Source organism: uncultured Oscillibacter sp. (assembly GCF_910587525.1).
Taxonomy (GTDB): Bacteria; Bacillota; Clostridia; order Oscillospirales; family Oscillospiraceae; genus Oscillibacter.
Genome location: NZ_CAJULS010000012.1, coordinates 13,278 through 33,048 on the forward strand (window position 1 = coordinate 13,278; position 19,771 = coordinate 33,048).

General features: G+C 61.4%; 19 protein-coding genes and 1 tRNA gene. 15 read left to right on the forward strand and 5 right to left on the reverse strand.

Annotation, left to right across the window (positions count from 1 at the left end; genetic code table 11):
• The first annotated feature begins 150 nt into the window (after positions 1-150).
• The 3 genes from QZ326_RS02550 (at position 151) to QZ326_RS02560 (ending at position 3,860) form a co-directional block, all read left to right on the forward strand.
• Positions 151-2,076 (forward strand): heavy metal translocating P-type ATPase, encoded by a 1,926-nt coding sequence (locus QZ326_RS02550; protein ID WP_295740878.1) that lies wholly within the window; start codon positions 151-153, stop codon positions 2,074-2,076.
• Between the two features lie 175 nt (positions 2,077-2,251).
• Positions 2,252-2,327 (forward strand) — tRNA-Thr (locus QZ326_RS02555).
• Between the two features lie 156 nt (positions 2,328-2,483).
• Complete coding sequence (locus tag QZ326_RS02560; protein ID WP_295740880.1) at positions 2,484-3,860, forward strand: hemerythrin domain-containing protein; 1,377 nt, start codon at positions 2,484-2,486, stop codon at positions 3,858-3,860.
• Between the two features lie 70 nt (positions 3,861-3,930).
• Here QZ326_RS02560 and QZ326_RS02565 read toward each other — a convergent pair whose 3' ends face one another.
• Positions 3,931-4,782, reverse strand: a complete 852-nt coding sequence (locus QZ326_RS02565; RefSeq protein WP_295740882.1) for a DegV family protein — start codon at positions 4,780-4,782, stop codon at positions 3,931-3,933.
• A gap of 31 nt (positions 4,783-4,813) precedes the next feature.
• Positions 4,814-5,254: a MarR family winged helix-turn-helix transcriptional regulator gene (locus QZ326_RS02570; protein WP_295740884.1), complete on the reverse strand. Its 441-nt coding sequence runs from the start codon at positions 5,252-5,254 to the stop codon at positions 4,814-4,816.
• Positions 5,255-5,971: 717 nt separating this feature from the next.
• Here QZ326_RS02570 and QZ326_RS02575 point away from each other — a divergent pair.
• The gene (locus QZ326_RS02575; RefSeq protein WP_295740885.1) at positions 5,972-7,630 is read left to right on the forward strand and encodes a ribonuclease J; all 1,659 of its coding nucleotides are present in this window, start codon (positions 5,972-5,974) and stop codon (positions 7,628-7,630) included.
• A 143-nt stretch (positions 7,631-7,773) separates the two neighbouring features.
• Here the strand turns inward: QZ326_RS02575 and QZ326_RS02580 are convergent, their stop codons facing one another.
• Complete coding sequence (locus QZ326_RS02580) at positions 7,774-8,475, reverse strand: hypothetical protein (protein WP_295740887.1); 702 nt, start codon at positions 8,473-8,475, stop codon at positions 7,774-7,776.
• Positions 8,476-8,540: 65 nt separating this feature from the next.
• Here QZ326_RS02580 and QZ326_RS02585 point away from each other — a divergent pair, with 65 nt between their 5' ends.
• On the forward strand, positions 8,541-8,726 hold the full coding sequence (locus QZ326_RS02585) for a hypothetical protein (RefSeq protein ID WP_295740889.1): 186 nt from the start codon (positions 8,541-8,543) through the stop codon (positions 8,724-8,726).
• Between the two features lie 392 nt (positions 8,727-9,118).
• Positions 9,119-9,976 carry a metallophosphoesterase gene (locus QZ326_RS02590; protein WP_295740891.1) on the forward strand — a complete coding sequence of 286 codons (858 nt, stop codon included), beginning with the start codon at positions 9,119-9,121 and terminating at the stop codon, positions 9,974-9,976.
• On the opposite strand, the gene QZ326_RS02595 is transcribed toward QZ326_RS02590, so the two are convergent.
• A complete protein-coding gene (locus QZ326_RS02595) occupies positions 9,968-10,174 on the reverse strand; it encodes a hypothetical protein (protein ID WP_295740892.1) in 207 nt (68 codons plus the stop codon). The two genes, QZ326_RS02590 and QZ326_RS02595, sit on opposite strands and share 9 nt — an antisense overlap.
• Before the next feature lie 71 nt (positions 10,175-10,245).
• Between QZ326_RS02595 and QZ326_RS13355 the strand changes: the two genes are divergently transcribed.
• The 9 genes from QZ326_RS13355 to udp all read left to right on the forward strand — a co-directional run bounded on the left by QZ326_RS13355 (position 10,246) and on the right by udp (position 19,096).
• Entirely contained in the window at positions 10,246-10,473 is a 228-nt protein-coding gene (locus QZ326_RS13355) for a helix-turn-helix transcriptional regulator (RefSeq protein WP_365328116.1), read from the forward strand.
• A gap of 241 nt (positions 10,474-10,714) precedes the next feature.
• Positions 10,715-12,580: a tRNA uridine-5-carboxymethylaminomethyl(34) synthesis enzyme MnmG gene (gene mnmG, locus QZ326_RS02600; RefSeq protein WP_295740894.1), complete on the forward strand. Its 1,866-nt coding sequence runs from the start codon at positions 10,715-10,717 to the stop codon at positions 12,578-12,580.
• Positions 12,581-12,706: 126 nt separating this feature from the next.
• Complete coding sequence (gene era, locus QZ326_RS02605; RefSeq protein WP_295740896.1) at positions 12,707-13,606, forward strand: GTPase Era; 900 nt, start codon at positions 12,707-12,709, stop codon at positions 13,604-13,606.
• Between the two features lie 116 nt (positions 13,607-13,722).
• Positions 13,723-13,884: a pyridoxamine 5'-phosphate oxidase family protein gene (locus QZ326_RS13360; RefSeq protein WP_365328120.1), complete on the forward strand. Its 162-nt coding sequence runs from the start codon at positions 13,723-13,725 to the stop codon at positions 13,882-13,884.
• Positions 13,885-14,183: 299 nt separating this feature from the next.
• Entirely contained in the window at positions 14,184-14,939 is a 756-nt protein-coding gene (recO, locus tag QZ326_RS02615) for a DNA repair protein RecO (RefSeq protein ID WP_295740908.1), read from the forward strand.
• Between the two features lie 71 nt (positions 14,940-15,010).
• Positions 15,011-15,481 carry a hypothetical protein gene (locus QZ326_RS02620; RefSeq protein WP_295740898.1) on the forward strand — a complete coding sequence of 157 codons (471 nt, stop codon included), beginning with the start codon at positions 15,011-15,013 and terminating at the stop codon, positions 15,479-15,481.
• Between the two features lie 21 nt (positions 15,482-15,502).
• Positions 15,503-17,896, forward strand: a complete 2,394-nt coding sequence (locus QZ326_RS02625) for an endonuclease MutS2 (RefSeq protein WP_295740900.1) — start codon at positions 15,503-15,505, stop codon at positions 17,894-17,896.
• An 8-nt stretch (positions 17,897-17,904) separates the two neighbouring features.
• On the forward strand, positions 17,905-18,258 hold the full coding sequence (locus QZ326_RS02630; protein WP_295740902.1) for a hypothetical protein: 354 nt from the start codon (positions 17,905-17,907) through the stop codon (positions 18,256-18,258).
• Between the two features lie 64 nt (positions 18,259-18,322).
• Positions 18,323-19,096 carry a uridine phosphorylase gene (gene udp, locus QZ326_RS02635; RefSeq protein ID WP_295740904.1) on the forward strand — a complete coding sequence of 258 codons (774 nt, stop codon included), beginning with the start codon at positions 18,323-18,325 and terminating at the stop codon, positions 19,094-19,096.
• A 52-nt stretch (positions 19,097-19,148) separates the two neighbouring features.
• Here the strand turns inward: udp and QZ326_RS02640 are convergent.
• On the reverse strand, positions 19,149-19,771 hold a 623-nt coding region (locus QZ326_RS02640), incomplete at its 5' end, for a homoserine O-succinyltransferase (RefSeq protein WP_295740906.1).

The following is a 19,771-nucleotide window of genomic DNA, read 5'->3' on the forward strand; positions in this document are numbered from 1 at the left end:
TAAAAAAACAGCCGCCCCGCGCAAAGGTAACGGCTGTCTCGTGCAGACAAATGGAGACGGTCAGAGTCTGCCATCTGACTGCCTCCAGTATACCAGAACAGCGAAAGAAACACAAGGAAAAAACGCAGACTTTGAAGGAGGCGTTCTGATATGAAAAATCTTACCCGCAAGCAGCGGACAATGCTGGTGCGGATTATTGCGGCGGCGGCACTGCTGATTGCAGTTGAACTGCTGCCCCCGCCGGTACTGGCCGGCGGCATATCCCTGCTGTGGCTGATGTACCTTGTTCCCTATGCCGTCATCGGCTGGGATGTGCTCTATAAAGCCGTCCGCAATATTGCAAACGGACAGGTCTTTGACGAGAACTTTCTCATGGCCCTGGCCACTGTGGGGGCCTTTGGCACCGGGGAGTACGCTGAGGCGGTGTTCGTTATGCTCTTCTACCAGGTGGGGGAGCTGTTCCAGGACTATGCCGTGGGCAAGTCCCGCCAGTCCATCGCCGCCCTGATGGACATCCGCCCGGATACCGCCAATCTGGAGGGGGCGGACGGAGAGCTGGAAGAAGTGGACCCGGAGGATGTGGAAGTGGGCGCCGTGGTGGTGGTAAAGCCCGGCGAGCGGGTGCCTCTGGACGGCGTGGTGCTGGAGGGGATATCCTCTCTTGATACCGCCGCCCTCACCGGTGAGTCCGCTCCCCGGGATGTGGCCCCCGGCGATGCCGTCATCAGCGGCTGCGTAAATCAGTCGGGCCTCCTGCGGGTGAAGGTCACCCGTCCCTGCGAGGAGTCCACTGTGTCCAAAATTCTGGACCTGGTGGAGAACGCCGGGGAGAAAAAGGCCGCCAGTGAGAATTTCATCACCCGCTTTGCCCGGTACTACACCCCCTGCGTTACCCTGGCGGCGTTGGCGCTGTTCCTGCTGCCCACCATTGCCCTGGCGGTGGTCCCGGCGGCGGTCCAGCCCGCCTTTTTGGCTGGTACCCAGTGGACCGGCTGGCTCCACCGGGCCCTGATCTTCCTGGTGATCTCCTGCCCCTGCGCTCTGGTGATCTCCGTGCCGCTGAGCTTCTTTGGCGGCATCGGCGGAGCCAGCAAATGCGGTATTCTGGTGAAGGGGAGCAACTATTTGGAGCTTCTTTCCAAGACAGAGACCGTGGTATTTGACAAGACCGGCACCCTGACCAAGGGCACCTTTGCCGTCACTGCCGTTCATCCGGAGGCGGATTTTACCCAGGAGAGCCTGCTGGAGTGCGCCGCCCTGGCGGAGCACTATTCGGACCATCCCATCTCGCTGTCCCTGCGGGCCGCCTGCGGGACGGCTCTGGATGCCGCCCGGGTAGCGGACGTGGAGGAGATCGCCGGACATGGCGTGCGGGCCCGGGTGGACGGCAAGACCGTCTCCGCCGGCAACAGCCGCCTGATGGAGCGGGAGGGCGTGTCCTATCATCCCTGTGAGCTGCCGGGAACCATCGTCCACGTGGCGGTGGACGGCGCCTACGCCGGACACATCATCATTTCCGACCTGCCCAAGCCCGAGGCCAAAACTCTGGCGGAGGGATTGAAGGCTGCCGGTGTAAAAAAGACAGTCATGCTCACCGGCGACAACGAGGCCACAGCCAAAGCCGTCGCCGGGGATTTGGGGCTGGACGAGTATCACGCCCAGCTGCTCCCCGCCGATAAGGTGGACCAGGTGGAGCGGCTGCTGGGGGCCAAGGCCCCGGGGGCGGTGCTGGCCTTTGTGGGCGACGGCATCAACGACGCGCCGGTGCTGACCCGGGCGGATGTAGGCATCGCCATGGGCGCCTTGGGCTCCGACGCCGCCATTGAGGCCGCCGACATTGTCCTCATGGACGACAACCCCGCCAAGATCGTCACCGCCATGCGCATCTCCCGCAAGACGCTGCGGATTGTGAAGCAGAACATCTGGTTTGCCCTGGGGGTGAAGTTCGCGGTGCTGATTCTGGGCGCGTTTGGCATGGCCACCATGTGGGCCGCGGTGTTCGCCGACGTAGGCGTGGCCTTTCTGGCCATCCTCAACGCCACCCGGTGCCTGCGGGTAGAGGAATTCGGAAAATAAGAGCCGGGATTCTTCTATGGAAAGCCCGCAGTCAGGCACTGTTTGAAACCGGGAGCACAGGATTTGACAAATATCGCCCCGCGGCGGCCTGCCAGGCCTTCCGCGGGGCAATATTTTTTGTTTTAGGGCTTGCAATCCCGGCGGCGATATGCTAAGATACTAACGTGATAAATCCGCTAGTGTAGCTCAGTCGGTAGAGCAGCTGATTCGTAATCAGCAGGTCAGGTGTTCGAGTCACCCCACTAGCTCCAGCTTAGGAATTTCCCCTTGCCGCTCGCTTCCGCTCTTGGCGGAAAGCTCCGCTGGACGGGGGAATTTCTTTGCGTTCTGCCAATTTCTTCCGCCGGAGGCCCGGCAGGGACTGCTTCTGAAAAATATGTGCTTGACTGTGTCAAAGGAGGGGCCATATGGATAATCAATTGGTGTGGCAGGAAGAGTACAACACCGGAGTAGAAGATATCGACAAGGAACACCAGAGGCTTTTCAAGATCATCAATAAGCTTCTGGCCGTTACCGAGGAGAATGATGAGGAGAAGAGCCGGTGGGCGTGCCAGGAGGGGATCAAGTACTTCAAGGGCCACGCCGTCAAGCACTTCGCGGACGAGGAAAGGTATATGGCCTCCGTTGGCTACGAGGGGCTTGAACGGCATTGCCTCATCCACAGGGATTTTCGGGAGAATACCCTTCCCGCCCTGGAGGAGGAGCTGGAGCGGACCAGTTACGCTCCGGATTCCATGGCCCATTTTCTGGGCGTGTGCAGCGGCTGGCTGATCGGCCACACCCTGACAGAGGACCACGCCATCACCGGCGGCAAGGTGAGCAAGTGGGAGCATCTCCTGCCGGACGAACAGCTGGCGGCTGTCAAAAAAACCATCATCCAGCTGGTATTCGATATGTTCCACCTGGAGTCCAAGGTAATCAGCGACGCCTATGGCGGTGAGAAGTTCGGCCGGGGCGTGTACTGCTGTCTGGCCTACGGGACGGAGCAGGACGACAGGCGCCAGGAGATCCTCATGGTCTTTGAGGAAAAGTTGCTGCTCAACACAGTGGGCAAGGTCATGGGCCTGCGGACCAACCGGCTGGACACCATGCTTCTCAATGCCGCCAGATATACCACCCGGCAGTTTGTGGGCCGGCTTACAGAGTATTTTCCGGAATGGCAGACCTATGATCTGAAAGAGGAGAACCTGCTGACTTACGAGCAGTTCCGGCAGGTGTTTGAGCGGGAGAAGCCTCAGGTCAGCCTGCTGTTCAACACCGGCGGCGCGGGCTACTTCGCCTACTGCGCCATTGCGCCCCACCTGTTGGAAAATGGCGTGGGCACGCCCCTCCAGGCGGACAACGCCATGTCCGAGGTGGAGCAGTACCTGACAATGCGGGAGGAACAGGCAGCCCAGGACGCGGCCAGCAACCGGCGGAAGATCCTGGTGGTGGACGACTCCTTGACCATCCGGCAGGCCATGATGCGGCTTCTGCAGGAGGATTACGAGGCGGCCGTGGCGGAGTCCGGCGTGGCCGCCATCCGCACCATCACCCTGAACCGGCCGGACCTGATCCTGCTGGACTATGAGATGCCGGTCTGCGATGGAAAACAGACCTTGGAGATGCTCCGTCTGGAGAAGTCCTTTGCGGATATTCCGGTGATCTTCCTCACCGGCCGGGGCGATCCGGAGGTGGTAAAACAGCTGTTGGCCCTGAAACCGGCGGGATACTTGCTGAAATACTTGAAGCCGGCGGAGATCAAGAAGAAAATCGACGCCTTCTTTGAGAAGCAAAAGGGCTGATTTCCCCACATACGTCAAAACCTCCGGCCGCGCCGGAGGTTTTGGTTTTTGAGTCTTTCTTCGCGCACTCTCAGCCGTCAGACGGCTGGAAAAAGGCGACTCCCACGGCGCCGGGACCCACATGGGTCCCGATGGTGCCGCCGATGGTGCCTACGGGCAGGACATCGGTGTGTTCCGCCCACAGGGCGGCGCTGTCGGCGATATATTTTTGCAGGAGGCTGTCCTCCAAGCCCGTATACCCCAGTAAGTAAGGCCGGCCAAAGTCCACACCGTTGGTCTTTTGGATCTCCTGCACCAGCAGGTTGTTTCCGTTTTTAGAGCCTCGGGCCCTGCCCAGCATGACCACCTCGCCGCGCTCTACAGCCACCACCGGTTTGATGGACAGCAGTCCGCCCACCAACGCCGCGGAGGAGGAAATCCTGCCGCCCCGCTTGAGATACTCCAGGGTATCCAGCAGGGCTACCAGGCGGATGTCCTTTTTCTCCGCCTCCAGCCTGTTGGCGATGGCAGCGGCTTCCAGGCCCTGGTCCATCAGCTCCAGAGCCCGCTCCACCAAAATCCGCTCTCCAAGGGTGGCGTTCTCGCTGTCCACCACAAAGACCCGGCCGGGGTACTCCTGCGCCGCGATGCAGGCGCTCTGACAGGTGCCGGAGAGCTTGGAGGACAGCAGCACAGCCACCACGGCCTCCCCGGCCTCCCCGGCCTGGCGGAAGGCCTCTTCAAACTGGGCGGGGTTGATCTGGCTGGTGGTGGGCAGGATATCCCCCTCGATGAGCTTCTCATAAAACTGCCGGTGGGTCAGGTCCACGCCGTCCAGAAACTGCTCTGTTCCAAAGGTCACGGTCATGGGCAGAATGGTAAGCTCTGGGCGGCAGGGCTGGGGCAGGTCGGCGGCAGAGTCGGTGATAATGCGTATTTTCATAGTGGTTCCTCGCTTCCGGTTGATAATTCAGTCACAGCCGAATACCGGCTGCGGACAGCTTTTCATACATGCGGACAAACGTCTCTGCGTCCTCCGGCCCTACCACGTCAGCGATCTGCCGGACCAGTTCCAGAGACCGGCGGTGGACGGCCAAAAAATCCGGCAGCCGCTCCGCTACGGGACGCACAAAGACGCTCCGGCCGTCCGCATCTCCCCGCTCTCTGACAAGATAGCCCTGTGCGCACAGGGCGTTGACAGTGCGGTTTACCAGACTTTTGCGCATATTGGTCTCCTGTACGATCCATCTGACGGCAGTACGCCCCGTTCCGTCAGTTTTGTATTGGTCATAGACCAGTTTCATGACGATGGCTTCATTATAGGTCAGCTCCCGGGTGATCCGGGAGCTTTTCAGCAGTCCGCTGACCCCGATCCAGGCCCGCAGCATGCGTTCCAGCAGCGCCTCGTTCTCCATACTGTCGCTCCCCGATGGTTTACTTTGTGAACTATTGGAGCATATCACAGTTTTCCGAAAAATACAACAGAAAGTTTCCGGCGGCCCGGTGGAAAATGAGAAAAATTTATGTATACAAATCAGATTGGATGTGATATACTAACTACCACTACTCCTCAATAAAAATCTGTATTGAGGGCAGAATGATCTTGCGGCGCTGTTTTTGCGCCTTTCCGGTGAAAAGGCGTCTCATCATACAATCCTTGGAAAAAGCCCTCCCGGTCCTTTATGGCGGCACTGCACGCCGCCGTGCCCTGGGCACCAGGGAATATATTGCACGATATTTCTGGCGCCTCCGGCGCAGGCCGTATCCTGCGGCCTGACAAAACGATACAGCCGTTATGTCAAAGATTCGTATAAGAGCCCGGCGTGTTTTCCGCTGTCAAAGTTTTTCTAAAGTTTTTAATGGGTTCTATATGGAATCAGGTATTGAGCGCTGAAACATTCTTGATATTTTACCGGCATGGGACGCGCTTTCCCGCCGGTCAAATAGATCACAGAGGTCCATATGGCGATTTGGATATGACGTGACCGAACCCCTGCCGGCGAAACGGGGCCGCGCAGGCGACGGACGTCTCTTCTTCGCGTGCGCCTGTTTGCGGCTGTGTACCGCCGGACGTGTCCTTTGGAGCCTCTGTTACATATCTTTTTAAGAGTTCAAAGGAGTTTATTGTATCTATGGCAGAAAAACTGAAAATCATTCCCCTGGGCGGTTTGGATGAGATCGGCAAGAACATGACCGCCTATGAGTGCGGCGGTGAGATCATCGTGGTGGACTGCGGCATGGCCTTCCCCGGGGACGACATGTACGGCATCGACCTCATCATCCCCGATGTGACCTACCTCATCAAGAACCGTGCCCGTATCCGCGGCCTTTTCATCACCCATGGCCATGAGGACCATGTGGGGGCAATCCCCTATGTCCTCAAGCAGGTGAATATGCCCATCTACTGCACCCGTTTCACCGCCGGCCTCATCTCCCTGAAGTTGGAGGAGCACGGCCTGGTGCGGTCCACCAAGCTCATTACCGTGGACCCGGGCAAGACTGTGCGGGCCGGGAAGTTCAATGTGGAGTTCATCCATGTCAACCACTCCATCGCAGACTCCGTGGCCTTCGCCATCCACACCCACATGGGCACCGTGGTCCACACCGGAGATTTCAAGATCGACTCCACCCCCATTGACGGGGAGGTCATCGACCTGGCCCGCTTCGGCGAGCTGGGGAAGGAGGGCGTGCTGGCCCTGTGCGCCGACTCCACCAATGTGGAGCGCCCGGGCTACACCATGAGCGAGAGCGCCGTGGGCCAGACCTTCATGCGGCAGTTCCAGTGCTGTGAGGAGCGGATTATCGTCACCACCTTTGCCTCCAATGTCCACCGCATCCAGCAGGTGCTGGATGCCGCGGCGGCCTTTGGCCGGAAGGTGGCCGTCACGGGCCGGTCCATGGAGAATATCATGAAGGTCTCCACCTCCCTGGGCTACATGAAGGTGCCCAAAAATACCCTCATGGACATCAACAAGATTAAGGGCCTGCCCAAGAACAAACAGGTCATCGTCACCACCGGCTCCCAGGGGGAGGAGATGAGCGCCCTGTACCGCATGGCCTTCTCCCAGCACAAGCAGGTGGAGGTGGGCCCCGGCGACAAGGTCATCATCTCCGCCTCGGCCATCCCCGGCAACGAGGTGACGGTGAGCCGGGTCATCAACGAGCTGTTCCGCAAGGGCGTCCACGTGATCTACGACAAGGCCGACATGCTCCACGTCTCCGGCCACGCCTGCCAGGAGGAGCTGAAAATTATCCACGCCCTGACGAAGCCCCGTTTCTTCGTCCCCCTCCACGGCGAGCAGCGGATGCTCCAGATCCACAGCCAGCTGGCCCAGCAGATGGGCGTAGCGCGCAACCACATCGCTATCGCGGAGAACGGCTCTGTCGTCGAAATCACCGCCAAGACGCTGAAAATCGGCGGCACCGTCCCTGCGGGGGAGGTGTACGTGGACGGTTCCGGCGTGGGTGATGTGGGGGCCGTGGTTATGCGGGACCGCAAGCGCCTGGCCGAGGACGGCATGGTGGTCGTGGTCATGCCCGTGTCCGCCCACAACGGTGCGCTGCTGAGCCCGCCGGAGATAATCACCCGGGGCTTCATCTATGTCAAGGAGTCCGGAGATCTGATGAAGGAGCTCCAGGGCGTGGCCCTGGACGCGGCGGAGGGCGTCTCCCGGAAGCGCGGCCGGGATGACGGCGAGCTGAAGGGCGCGGTGAAGGCTGCCGTCAGCAGCTATCTGTTCAAAAACACCAAGCGCAGCCCCATGGTCATCCCTGTGGTGACACGGCTGTAAAAAGCTGTATTCACAGTTTTTGAACGCCGTTTCGACAGGTCTTTCCCCACCCATCCAACATTCCCCACCTATGAATACAACTTCTAAGTGAAAAAACCGGATGGACAGCACTGCCGTCCATCCGGTTTTTCATTCGGTTGAAATTACGCCACGGCGGAGAAGGGAATACGGGCCTCCTGATTCTGACGGCTCTCCTGATCCTCCGCCTGGGACTCGGCGGCGGTGACTGTGCGGGTGGTGCCGCCGGAGATATAGGCCCTGCCACACTCCGGGCAGATAGCGGTGTGGTAGGTCACGTTCTGGCTGACCACCTTCCGGTCCTCCCGCTGAGCCTTGGCCTGCTCCCGATAGACATGCTCCATCTCGTGGCCCCGGACCGCCGAGGGGGCCTGGTCCGGGTCGATCTTCGTGGGGGTCTTGAAGGAGACGCCGGCGTCATCGGAGCCGTCCTGATACTTTCGCTCCTTGCAGGTCTGGCACTCCCCCTCCTCCAGGGCCTTCTGGACGCTCTCTGCGCCCAGAGCGGTCTGCCCGTCCTGGGATTCCGCCGCTTTTTGGACGCCCTCCGGCGTGGGCCCGCCGTACTGGATGCGCATCCGTACAGCCATCTCCACCGGGTCCGCCCCCTGGCGGATGGGCAGGCCCAGCCGGGCGGACCCGGCCTCATTGCCGCTGATGGCCGGAGCGGGACGCACCGGCTGCACCGGGGTCTCCGGAGAGGCGGACTTCCGGGCTGTCCAGACGCCGCCGGTTTTCTGGGCGTTTTGGGACTGCTCCGCCGGCTTGGCGGCGGTGCTTTGATAGGGATTGAAGTAGAAACTCAGGCTGGAAACTCCGCCAATCATATTATCCACTCCTGTCAGCGCGATCTGCGCTCAATAATACTTTTATTATAGCAGGTCTTCCTCAAATGGCAAGTCTTTCTTTGCCGATTTTTGGCCGCGAAGCGCTCTCCCGCCTGGACCGCCGTCCAAAGGCGGAAAAAGCCTCGGGCTTTTTGGCCCGAGGCTTTTGGCTGGCGTCTGCTGAACGTGACCGGGAAACGATCTATCGTCAACGGGTTGTCTGCCCCAATTTTCATATGACCCGCAAATAAAAACAAAAAACCCACGCCATCTCCGGCGTGGTGTCACGGGTTTTTACCGCTCACTTTCGGACCAGGTCTCATCTACGAAAATCAGGTCGTCCACGTCGCCATATACTGGGTACTTGATATCTTTCATATCGGTTTTCTCCTTTCTTTAATCTTTAGGACTATATAGATTATAACATGAATTTTTCCAAATTGCAAGCACAATTTATGGTAAAATTGCTAAAGGGCAACCTCTTATCTTGTGGGGACACCCAACTATTGCGCTCCAAGAGCCAGGAAAGTGCGATTTCCCCAGAGGCTCCCCCCGTTCTTTGTGTATTTTTTCTCTCGCAATGAAACAGCCCATTGTGCTATAATCCATAATCATATATAATTAGGAGGAGGCGTTCGTGGTCATGGCAAACCGTTCCAAAAGGCGCCGTCCCCTGCGGACGCTGCTGATCCTGGCGGCGGCAGCCCTTCTGACCGCCCTGTTTGTCCGCTGGGACAACACGGCTTTGCAGGTCACCCATTTCGAGCCGGTTTTTACCGGACTGCCGGAGGGCTTTGACGGCTGCCGCCTGGTGGTGCTCAGCGACCTCCACGGTGGGGAGTTCGGCCCGGAAAATCAGGAGCTTTTCGCCGCTGCGGCAGAGGCCGCGCCGGACTATATCTTTTATCTGGGGGACCTGGAGGACCTGTACCGGGGCCCCAGGGAGGGCTACGCGGAGGAGGTGGCCCGGGGCCTCTCGGCCATCGCGCCGCTGTACTATGTGACAGGCAACCACGAGTGGGCCATCGGCGGTGTGCCGGAGCTGAAAGCGCGCCTGGAATCCTGCGGAGCCCAGGTACTGAGCAACGAGTTTGCCACCCTGGAGCGGAACGGAGACACGGTGGTTCTGGCAGGCATTGACGACCCCAACGGCTATGCCGACCAGAAGACGCCGGAGCAGGTGGCGGCGGAGATCTACGCCGCCCATGGGGACCCCTTCTGGATGCTGCTGGCCCACCGGAACAATGAGTTCGCGGAGCAGTACAGCCTGCTGGGGGCGGATCTGGTGCTGTCGGGCCACGGCCACGGGGGAATCATCCGCCTGCCCTTCACAGACGGGCTCTTGTCCGTGGAGCGGACGTTTTTTCCCTCCTACACGGCGGGGCTCTATGAGGAGAACGGCTCGGCGCTGTTTGTCACCCGGGGCCTGGGGAATTCCGGACCCACGTTCCGGCTGTTCAACCGCCCGGAGGTTGCGGTGGTGACCCTGCGGTCATCTTAGGAAGTCCTGAATAGCCAGGGGCTCCCAGGCCCGGCGGGCGCCGGAGAGGTTCATGCCCAGGCACAGGCCCTGGTAGAAGGAATAAAGGCCCTGTGCGAGCACGGGATTTTTTCCGATGTATTCGGACCAGTTTTCCGGGTCCGGGATGGTGCCCCAGTTGTAATAGAGCTGTTCCACAACTTCTGGAATGTCATTCATAGCATTACCTCCAAATACATAGTTTTTCGTATGTTGTTATATTATACGTTTTCGTATGTCAAGGGGGATTTATGGATTTTGCAGAGAGAATCCGGAGGCTCCGGAGGGCAGAACATCTGACACAGGCTGCGCTTGCCCCAAAGATTGGCTTGACTACCCGCGGGTATCAGGATATGGAATTGGGCTCCCTGCCAAGGTATGAGAATCTGCTCCGGATTGCAGACTACTATGATGTTTCCGTTGACTGGCTCATGGGCCGGACTGAGGACCGGTATGCCCACCGGCGTAAACCGGAGTAAGTGCTCGCCCTGACGGGCGGGGGAGAATTCAGCCATGGTGATGGCTGGGCAATACGCCCCCATTTTCTTTTTTCTCCGCTTGTGGAGAAAAAAGAAAACCCTCCAGAGGGCCCTCTCGCCGCTTCGCGGTTCACCTTGGCGAAGCCGTACACCCCCCGCCCGCGGCGTGAAACCCCCCGTCCCGCCCCCGTGGGGCGGCATCCCCCGTCTCCCCGCCAGGGAGACTTTTCAAGGAGCACCTATGCAGGAATTTCTCGCAGGAAAATTCGATATCGCCGTCATCGGCGCAGGCCACGCCGGCATTGAGGCCGCCCTGGCCGCCGCCCGCCTGGGGGCGGAAACCATCGTTTTCACGGTCAATTTAGACGCCGTGGGCAATATGCCCTGCAACCCCGCTGTCGGCGGCACCGGCAAAGGCCATTTGGTCCGGGAGCTGGACGCCCTGGGGGGCGAGATGGCCCGGGCCGCCGACGCGTGCTGCATCCAGTACCGCCTGCTGAACAAGGGCAAGGGACCCGCCGTCTGGTCCCTCCGTGCCCAGGCGGACCGGCGGCGCTATCAGGCGTACATGAAACACGCCCTGGAGCGGCAGGAGCATTTGACCGTCCGCCAGGGGGAGGTGACGGAGATCCGCGCCGAAAACGGCGCCGTCTCCGCCGTCGTCCTGGCCACCGGGGCCGTGTTTGAGGCAAAGGCTGTCGTCCTAGCCACCGGGACTTACCTCTCCGGCCGCACCATTGTGGGCGAGTGGGTGGAGGACTCCGGCCCCGACGGGATGCACGCCGCCGCCCGGCTGACGGACTCCCTGAAAAAACTGGGTCTGCCCCTGCGGCGGTTCAAGACCGGCACCCCACCCCGGGTTAATGCCCGCACCGTGGACTTTGACGAGATGGAGCTCCAGCCCGGGGACCATCTGCCGGTGCCCTTTTCCTACGCCACGGCGGACCCGCCGGAGAACAAGGCGGTCTGCTGGCTCACCTGGACCACGGAGGAGACCAGGCGGATCGTCCAGGAGAACCTGGACCGGGCTCCCATGTACTCCGGCCTCATCGAAGGCGTGGGGCCCCGGTACTGCCCCTCCTTTGAGACCAAGATCGTCCGCTTTCCGGACAAGCTCCGGCACCAGCTGTTTGTGGAGCCCATGGGGCTGGACACGGAGGAGCTGTACATCCAGGGCTTTTCCTCCTCCATGCCAGAGGAGGTGCAGATTCAAATGCTTCACAGCGTGCCGGGTCTCCGCCGCGCCGTCATGACCCGGCCCGCCTACGCCATTGAATACGACTGCGTTGACCCCCTGGCCCTGGCCCCCACCCTGGAGGTGAAGGCCCTGCCGGGGCTGTACGGGGCTGGGCAGTTCAACGGCTCCTCCGGATACGAGGAGGCGGCGGTCCAGGGCTTCTGCGCCGGGGTCAACGCTGCCCGGAAGCTTCGGGGGCAGCCCCCCTTCATCCTCTCCCGGTCGGAGGCCTATATCGGGACCCTGATCGACGATTTGGTGACCAAGGGCACTGATGAGCCCTACCGCATCATGACCTCCCGCAGCGAGTACCGCCTTTTGCTCCGGCAGGACAACGCCGACCTGCGGCTGACGAAGCGGGGCTATGAGATCGGCCTGGTACCGGAGAAGCGGCTGCGGGCTGTGGAGGAGAAGTATGCGGCGGTGGAGGCGGAGATCAAGCGATTGACCCACACCGGCGTGCCGCCCTCTCCGGCGTTGTCCGCCTTTCTGGCGGAGCGGGGAACCGGCGGCGCCGCCGACGGCTGTTCCCTCATCGCCCTGCTGCGGCGGCCCCAGCTGCACTATGAGGAGCTGATTTCCTTTGACCCCGGCCGGCCGGACCTGCCTCCGGACGTGCGGGAGCAAGTGGAGATCTCGGTCAAATACGAGGGCTATATCCAGCGCCAGCAAAAGCAGGTGGAGGACTTCCGGAAGATGGAGTCCCATAAGCTGCCGCCGGATCTGGATTACAGCGCCATTCAGGGGCTTCGTCTGGAGGCCCGGGAGAAGCTGGCGGCGGTGCGGCCCCTGGATCTGGGACAGGCGTCCCGCATCTCCGGCGTGTCCCCGGCGGACATCGCGGTGCTGATGATTGATCTGGAGCGCTGACGCTGCCTCTCCGGCTGCGCTTGGGAAATTTCAAGTGCCGGTAAAATACCAGTGCAGTATTGACGGCATTCCGGTTACAATATCATAAATAAACCGCTTAACAAAAGAAAGTTGAGGATCACCTGAATGAACGGGATTAAAAATGTAGCCATGGTCACCGTCTGCGGCCGGCCCAACGTGGGCAAGTCCAGCCTCACCAACGCTCTGGTGGGGGAAAAGGTGGCCATTGTCTCCAACAAGGCCCAGACAACGCGAAACCGCATCTACGGCGTGGTGAACCGGGGGGATACCCAATATATCCTGCTGGACACCCCGGGCCTCCACCGGCCCAAATCCGCCCTGGGGGACTATATGGTGAGGGTGGTCACTGCCAGCCTCAGCGATGTGGACTGCGCCCTTCTGCTGGTAGAGCCCATCCCCCACGTAGGCGGACCGGAAAAGGCCCTGATCGACCGTGTCCGGGAGGAGAAGATCCCCTGTATTTTGTGCATCAACAAGATCGACACCGTGGAGCCGGCGGAGCTGCTGCCGGTGATCGCCGCCTATAACGCGGTCTGGGACAGCTTTGACGCCATCATCCCCATCTCCGCCCACACCGGCAGCGGCCTGGACGACCTGATGAAGGAATTGCGGAAGTACGCCTCCGAGGGCCCCCAGCTCTTCCCCGACGGCCAGACCAGCGACCAGCCGGAGCGGCAGGTCATGGGGGAGCTGCTGCGGGAAAAGCTCTTGCTGTGCCTGGACAAGGAGATCCCCCACGGCACCGCCGTGGAGATCACCAAATTCTCCGAACGGGACTCCGGCGTCATTGATGTGGAGGCCACCATCTACTGTGAGAAGTCCAGCCACAAGGGCATCATCATTGGCAAGCAGGGAGCCATGCTGAAAAAGATCAGCTCCATGGCCCGGCATGATATGGAGCGGTTTATGGGCGCCAAAATATACCTGGAGACCTGGGTAAAGGTCAAGGAGAATTGGAGAGACAACGTAAACTACGTCCGGAACCTGGGCTACCGGGAAGATTAAAAGGGGTAGTTTTCGTGATGCGCGACCCAGCAAAGACGGTGTGCGCCATGGCCGATAAGGCCAAAACCGCCTTTCTCAGCGAGATCGACGGCTAGTGCTGTCCCACTGCCCGGGCCATGTTGGCCCCAAGAGAGCGGGAGGGCATCCGGATATTCTGGTTCAGTACCAACACCCCCTCTCAGAAGGTGGCAGCCTTTCGGGAAAATCCGAGGGCCAGCATCTATTTTGTGGACCGGCTTTTTCCTGGGGCGGCACAGACCCGGACTACTGTGTGCTGAAATTCAGGGCGGAAAAGGGCCGATATTACACCAGTTTCAAATCGGAGAATTTTTTGATTCCAGATTGACCGGACATTTCCAGCCATAGTTTTCGCGCCTTTTCGCAGACTAACTCCAAAAGGAGGTCTGCGCGATGCTGAATCAAATGGAGCCCGCTCCGCTGTGGGAGCTGTTCTGCCTGACCGGTGAGCCTTTGGCCTATATGCTCTACCGGTCAATCGAGGACGGAATCGAAAACAATCTGTACTGATCGGGGAGAAATATACTCCCCGTACATAGGAAGGAGCGCTGTGGCAGGGATGCCCCACATCGTCATACAGGGCCTGGTCCTCCGGGAGACGGAGACGAAAGAGACGGACAAAATTTTGACTCTGCTGACAGCAGAGCGGGGCAAACTCTCTGTCATCGCCCGGGGCGTCCGCCGGAAGAGCTGCAAGTTCGCCGCCTGCGCCCAGTCCCTGGCCTGGTCCGAGTGGACCCTCTATCAAAAGGGCCAGTGGTACTACGCCAACGAGGGGACTACTCTGGAACTGTTTAACGGCCTGCGGACCGATCTGGACGCCATGGCTTTGGGATTCTATTTCGCGGAGCTGACGGAGGCCGTCACCGCCGAGGAATCTCCCGCCGGGGAACTGCTGCGGCACCTTTTGAACGGGCTGTACGCCCTGGCCGTGCTGCGCAGGCCTCCGGCGCTGGTGAAGGCGGCCTTTGAGCTTAAACTGCTGTGCCTTGCAGGGTACGAGCCCCTGGCGGACAGCTGCGCCTACTGCGGACGGCCGGAGCCGGAAAATCCCCAGCTGGATGTAATCCAGGGGGTGCTCCGCTGCGGCGCCTGCGGCGGCAGAGGGGGCGGGCGGTCCCTGCCCCTGTGCCCGGACGCCCTGTCGGCCCTGCGGCACATTGTCTACGGAGATCCCCGGCGGCTGTATTCCTTCCGGCTGGGGAAGGAGCCTCTGCGGCGGCTGTCCGCGGCGGCGGAGGCCTTCCTGAGTGCCCAGCTGGAGCGGGGATTCAAAACTCTGGACTTTTATAAGAGCATTGCGGCTGACAATTGACCATGTGGATACCCGGCTTGCTGAGTACATTTTGTTGATTTTTGATCTATTTATACATTTTGGAGTTTACAATGACAGAGTTTGTCTTTGAATCTTACCGTTTAAGGGCAGACGCGGAGGCTACGCGGTCTTGGTACGGGGCCCGTCCTCTGCCCTGGGTCACCTGTGACTGCGCCGGATGCCGGAATTTTGTCCTGGCGGTCAAGACTCTTCCACCCGCTGTGACGGATTTCTTCGCCCGTCTGGGGCTGGACCTGGAGAAGCCGGCGGAGGTCTGTGTGGACCATGCGGATCAAAAGAGCTGTCTCTACGGCAGCTGGTATCACCTGATTGGGGAACTGACGGCAGGCGACCCGCTCCCGGGACATCTGTGCGGGGAGTGGCTGACCCTGGCGGAGGATGTGGAGGCGGCTTTCAGCCCGGACTGCTACCTTCTGCCAAAGGACTTCCCCCTGCCCGGTCTCCAGCTGAATCTGGAGTGGCGTCTGCCCTGGCTTTTGGAAGAAAAAAATCCGTATTATGAAGAATGCGGCCACCGTTAAAGACATCTCGGAGGATGACCTATGAGCGAGCTGTTTGAAAAATCCATCCGCACCCTGGAACTGCCCCGGGTGCTGCAACTGCTGAGCGAGCAGGCGGTCAGCGCCGAGGCAAAGGCAAAGGCCCTGCGCCTCCGGCCGGAGACGGAGCCGGAGGAGGTCCTGCGCCTCCTGGACCAGACCGACGCCGCCAGAACCATGATCGGCCTGCGGGGGAGCCCCTCCTTCTCCGGCGTGAAGCCGGTAGCGGAATCCCTGGACCGGGCGGACCGGGGCGGCGGACTGAACACCCGGGAACTGCTGACCATCGCCGGGCTGCTGACCGCCGCCCGCCGGGCCCGGGAGTATTGGGGCGATGAACCGGCGGAGAAAACCGCCATTGACCACCTGTTCCTCTCCCTCCACGGCAACCGCTTCCTGGAGGAGAAGATCAGGCGCTGCATCCCCGACGAGGACACCATCGCCGACGCCGCCTCCACAGAGCTGGCGGACATCCGGCGGCACATGCGGGCGGCCCAGGCCAAGAGCCGCCAGATTCTGCAAAAGATTATCTCCTCCCCCACCTATGGGAAAATCCTACAGGAAGCCATCATTACCCAGCGGGACGGCCGCTTTGTGGTGCCGGTGAAGGCGGAGCACAAGGGGGGCCTGCCGGGGCTGGTCCACGACATCTCCGCTACCGGGGCCACGGTGTTTGTGGAGCCCATGGGGGTTGTTCAGGCCAACAACGAGTATGTGGAGCTGGAGGCCAGGGAGCAGAAGGAGATCGACCGCATTCTGGCAGAGCTCTCCGCCGAGGCGGCGGCCCACCGGGAGTTCATCCAGTGGGATTATGACACCTTGGTCCACCTGGACCTGATCTTTGCCCGGGGCCAGCTGAGCTACCGGATGGACGGCGTGCGCCCGGAGATCCGCCGGGACGGTGTGATCCATCTCCGAAAGGCCCGGCATCCCCTGCTGGACCCTAAAACAGCGGTGCCCATCGACATCGAGCTGGGCGGGACCTTTGACACCCTGGTGATCACCGGCCCCAATACCGGCGGCAAAACCGTCAGCCTTAAGACCTTGGGCCTTCTGACGCTGATGACCCAGTGCGGCCTCCACATCCCCGTGGCGGACCGCAGCGCCATTGCCGCCTATGAACGGGTGCTGGCGGACATCGGCGACGAGCAGAGCATCGAGCAGAGCCTGTCCACCTTCTCCGCCCACATGGTGAACATTGTGGCCATTCTGGCGGAGGCGGATCAAAAGAGCCTGATCCTCTTCGACGAGCTGGGGGCAGGCACCGACCCGGTGGAGGGCGCGGCGCTGGCCATCGCCGTCATCCAGCACGTGCGGCAGGCGGGGGCAAAGATCGCCGCCACCACCCACTATGCGGAGCTGAAGACCTTCGCCATGACCACCGCCGGAGTAGAGAACGCCTCCTGCGAGTTCGACGTGGAGACATTGCGCCCCACCTACCGGCTTTTGATCGGAATTCCCGGCAAGTCCAACGCCTTTGCCATCTCCCGGCGGCTGGGACTGCCGGAGGCGGTGATTGAGGCCGCCCGGAACCAGCTCAGCGGCGAGGGCGTGCGGTTCGAGGACGTGCTGACCCAGCTGGAGGAGAAGCGCCAGGCGCTGGAGAAGCGGGAGGCGGAGGCCGACCGGCTCCTGCGCCAGCGGGAGGAGGACGCCAAGCGTGCCCGCGAGTTCCGGGAGCAGATAGAGCGGGCCAAGGAGAATGCCCGGGGCCGGGGGGAGGCGGAGGCCAAGCGCATTTTGCGGGACGCCCGTGCCGCCGCCGACCAGGTTTTCGCGGAGCTGGCGGAGATGCGCCGCCAGCAGGCCCGCATGGAGCGCAATGCCGACGAGAACGAGGCCCGTGCCGCTCTGCGCCGCCAGCTTAACGAGGCGGAGGAGGCCGTCGTCCACCATGACGCCCGCGGGGAACCCATCCCCAAACCCAGCCGCCCTATTCGGGAGGGAGACCTGGTGGAGATTCCCGGCGTCCGCACCCCGGCGGAGGTGGTGTCCGTAGGCAAGGATGGAACACTGCAATTGAAATCCGGCATTTTGAAGATGAAGGCCAAAGCGGAGGAAGTCCGGCTCATCGAGGACGATGAGCGGGCGGCCAGGAAGAAAAATCCCGCCGTGTCCATTCGCCAGAACGCCGGCCGGGCTCTGCGGGCCTCCGCGGCCCGGGAGCTGGACATCCGGGGCTTGGAGACCCTGGAGGCCGAGGCGGTGGTGGAGAACTTTCTCTCCGCCGCCGTCATGGGCAAGCTGGAGACGGTGACCATCATCCACGGAAAGGGCACCGGGGCGCTGCGCAAGGCGGTCCACGACGTGCTGCGGCGGAATAAGGCCGTGAAGGGCTTTCGTCTGGGGGTCTACGGCGAGGGCGAGAGCGGTGTCACGGTGGTGACGATGAAGTAAGGAGAAAGATGAACTATCGGGAAAAAGCAATTCGCTGTGTAAAGAACACGGTCCTGCCCGTGCAGCTGGAGCAGTTCCGGGAGTGCGGCTGTTCACTGGATGAGCAGTACCGGAAATACGGAGACACCGGCGCGTTTTTTGCGGAAATAATCGAGCCGGGCCGGGTCTATGAGGTGGGCTATCCCCGGTGTGTCTGCCCGGAGGCCCGGGAGACCCGGGACCCGGCCCACTGTGAGTGCTCCCGGCAGAGCGTTCTGTATATTCTGGAGACACTGCTGCCGGGAAAGACGGTCACAGTGGAGACCGTGGAGACAGTCCTGGGCGGAGCCGGGAAGTGCCGGTTTCGCGTAACGGTAGAATAGGGGCCGGTTGTAACCTTTTGGCAGATGTGCTATACTGAGGAAAAATTGAAATGAGGTGACCATCATGCAAGAACTGGAGCGTCAATTCCACATTAACTGCGTCCCCGGGGACGTGGGCAGGTACTGCATCCTGGCGGGGGACCCGGGCAGGGTGCCCGCCATCGCCGCGCTGTTTGACGGCGCGAAACAGATTGCGTACAACCGGGAGTACAACGTCTGGACCGGCACACTGCTGGGGGAGAAGGTCACCGCCTGCTCCACCGGTATCGGCGGGCCCTCCACTGCCATTGCGGTGGAGGAGCTCCACAAGTGCGGGGCGGACACCTTCCTCCGCTCCGGCACCTGCGGCGGCATTGACCTCAGCGTCCAGGCCGGGGACATCGTGGTGGCCACCGGGGCCATCCGGTACGAGCACACCAGCCTGGAGTACGCCCCTATCGAGTTCCCGGCGGTGCCGGACTATGAGGCCACCGGATGCCTGGCCCGGGCGGCAGAGGCGATGGGACTGCCGGTCCACCTGGGGGTAGTCCAGTGCAAGGACAGCTTTTACGGCCAGCACAGCCCCGGCGCCTCCCCGGTCTCCTACGAGCTGAAAGCCAAATGGGAGAGCTGGAAGCGGCTGGGGGTGAAGGCCAGCGAGATGGAGTCGGCGGCGCTGTTCGTCATCGCGGCGGCGCTTCACTGCCGGGCCGCGTCCTGCTTCCATGTGATCTGGAATCAGGAGCGGGAGGCCGCCGGGCTGGACCAGAAGATGACCGAGGACACCTCCGCCTCCGTCCGCGTGGCGGTGGAGGGCTTGAAGCTGCTGATGGAGTCGGACCGGAAAGCCAAACGGTAAGCAAAAAGCTGTCCCCCGGCGCAAAGCGCCGAGGGACAGCTTTTTGCATCCGTCAATCATCCGTGCGGACACCGTGCCGGATGCCGCCGATGTCGTAGGGCGTGGTCTGGTACACGCAGTAGTTCAGCCAGTTGCCGTACAGCAGATGGGCGCAGGAGCGCCAGCGGACCAGAGGATCCCGCCCCGGGTCATCCTCCGGGAAATAGTGCTTTGGAAGCCGGATGTCCACCCCGGCGGCCACGTCCCGCAGGTACTCCTTTTTCAGGGTGTCCCGGTCGTACTCTGCGTGGCCCATAAGGAACACCTGCCGTCCCTGGGCGGTCTTGACAGCGTAGACCCCCGCCTCCGGGGAGCTGGACAGGATCTTCAATTCCGGCGCCGCTTCGATGTCCTCCCGGTCCACCGTGGTGTTTCGGGAGTGGGGGACCCAGAAGGTGTCGTCAAAGCCCCGGAAGAGGATGAAATTAGGGTCCTCCAGAGTGTGGCGGAAGACCCCGAAGAGCTTTTGGTCCAACTGCCGCTTGGGAATTCCGTAGTGGTAGTACAGCCCCGCCTGGGCGCCCCAGCAGATGTGGAGGGTGGAGTGGACGTGGGTTTTGCTCCACTCCATAATCTCGCACAGCTCCGGCCAGTAGTCCACCTCCTCAAAGGGCAGGTGCTCCACCGGCGCGCCGG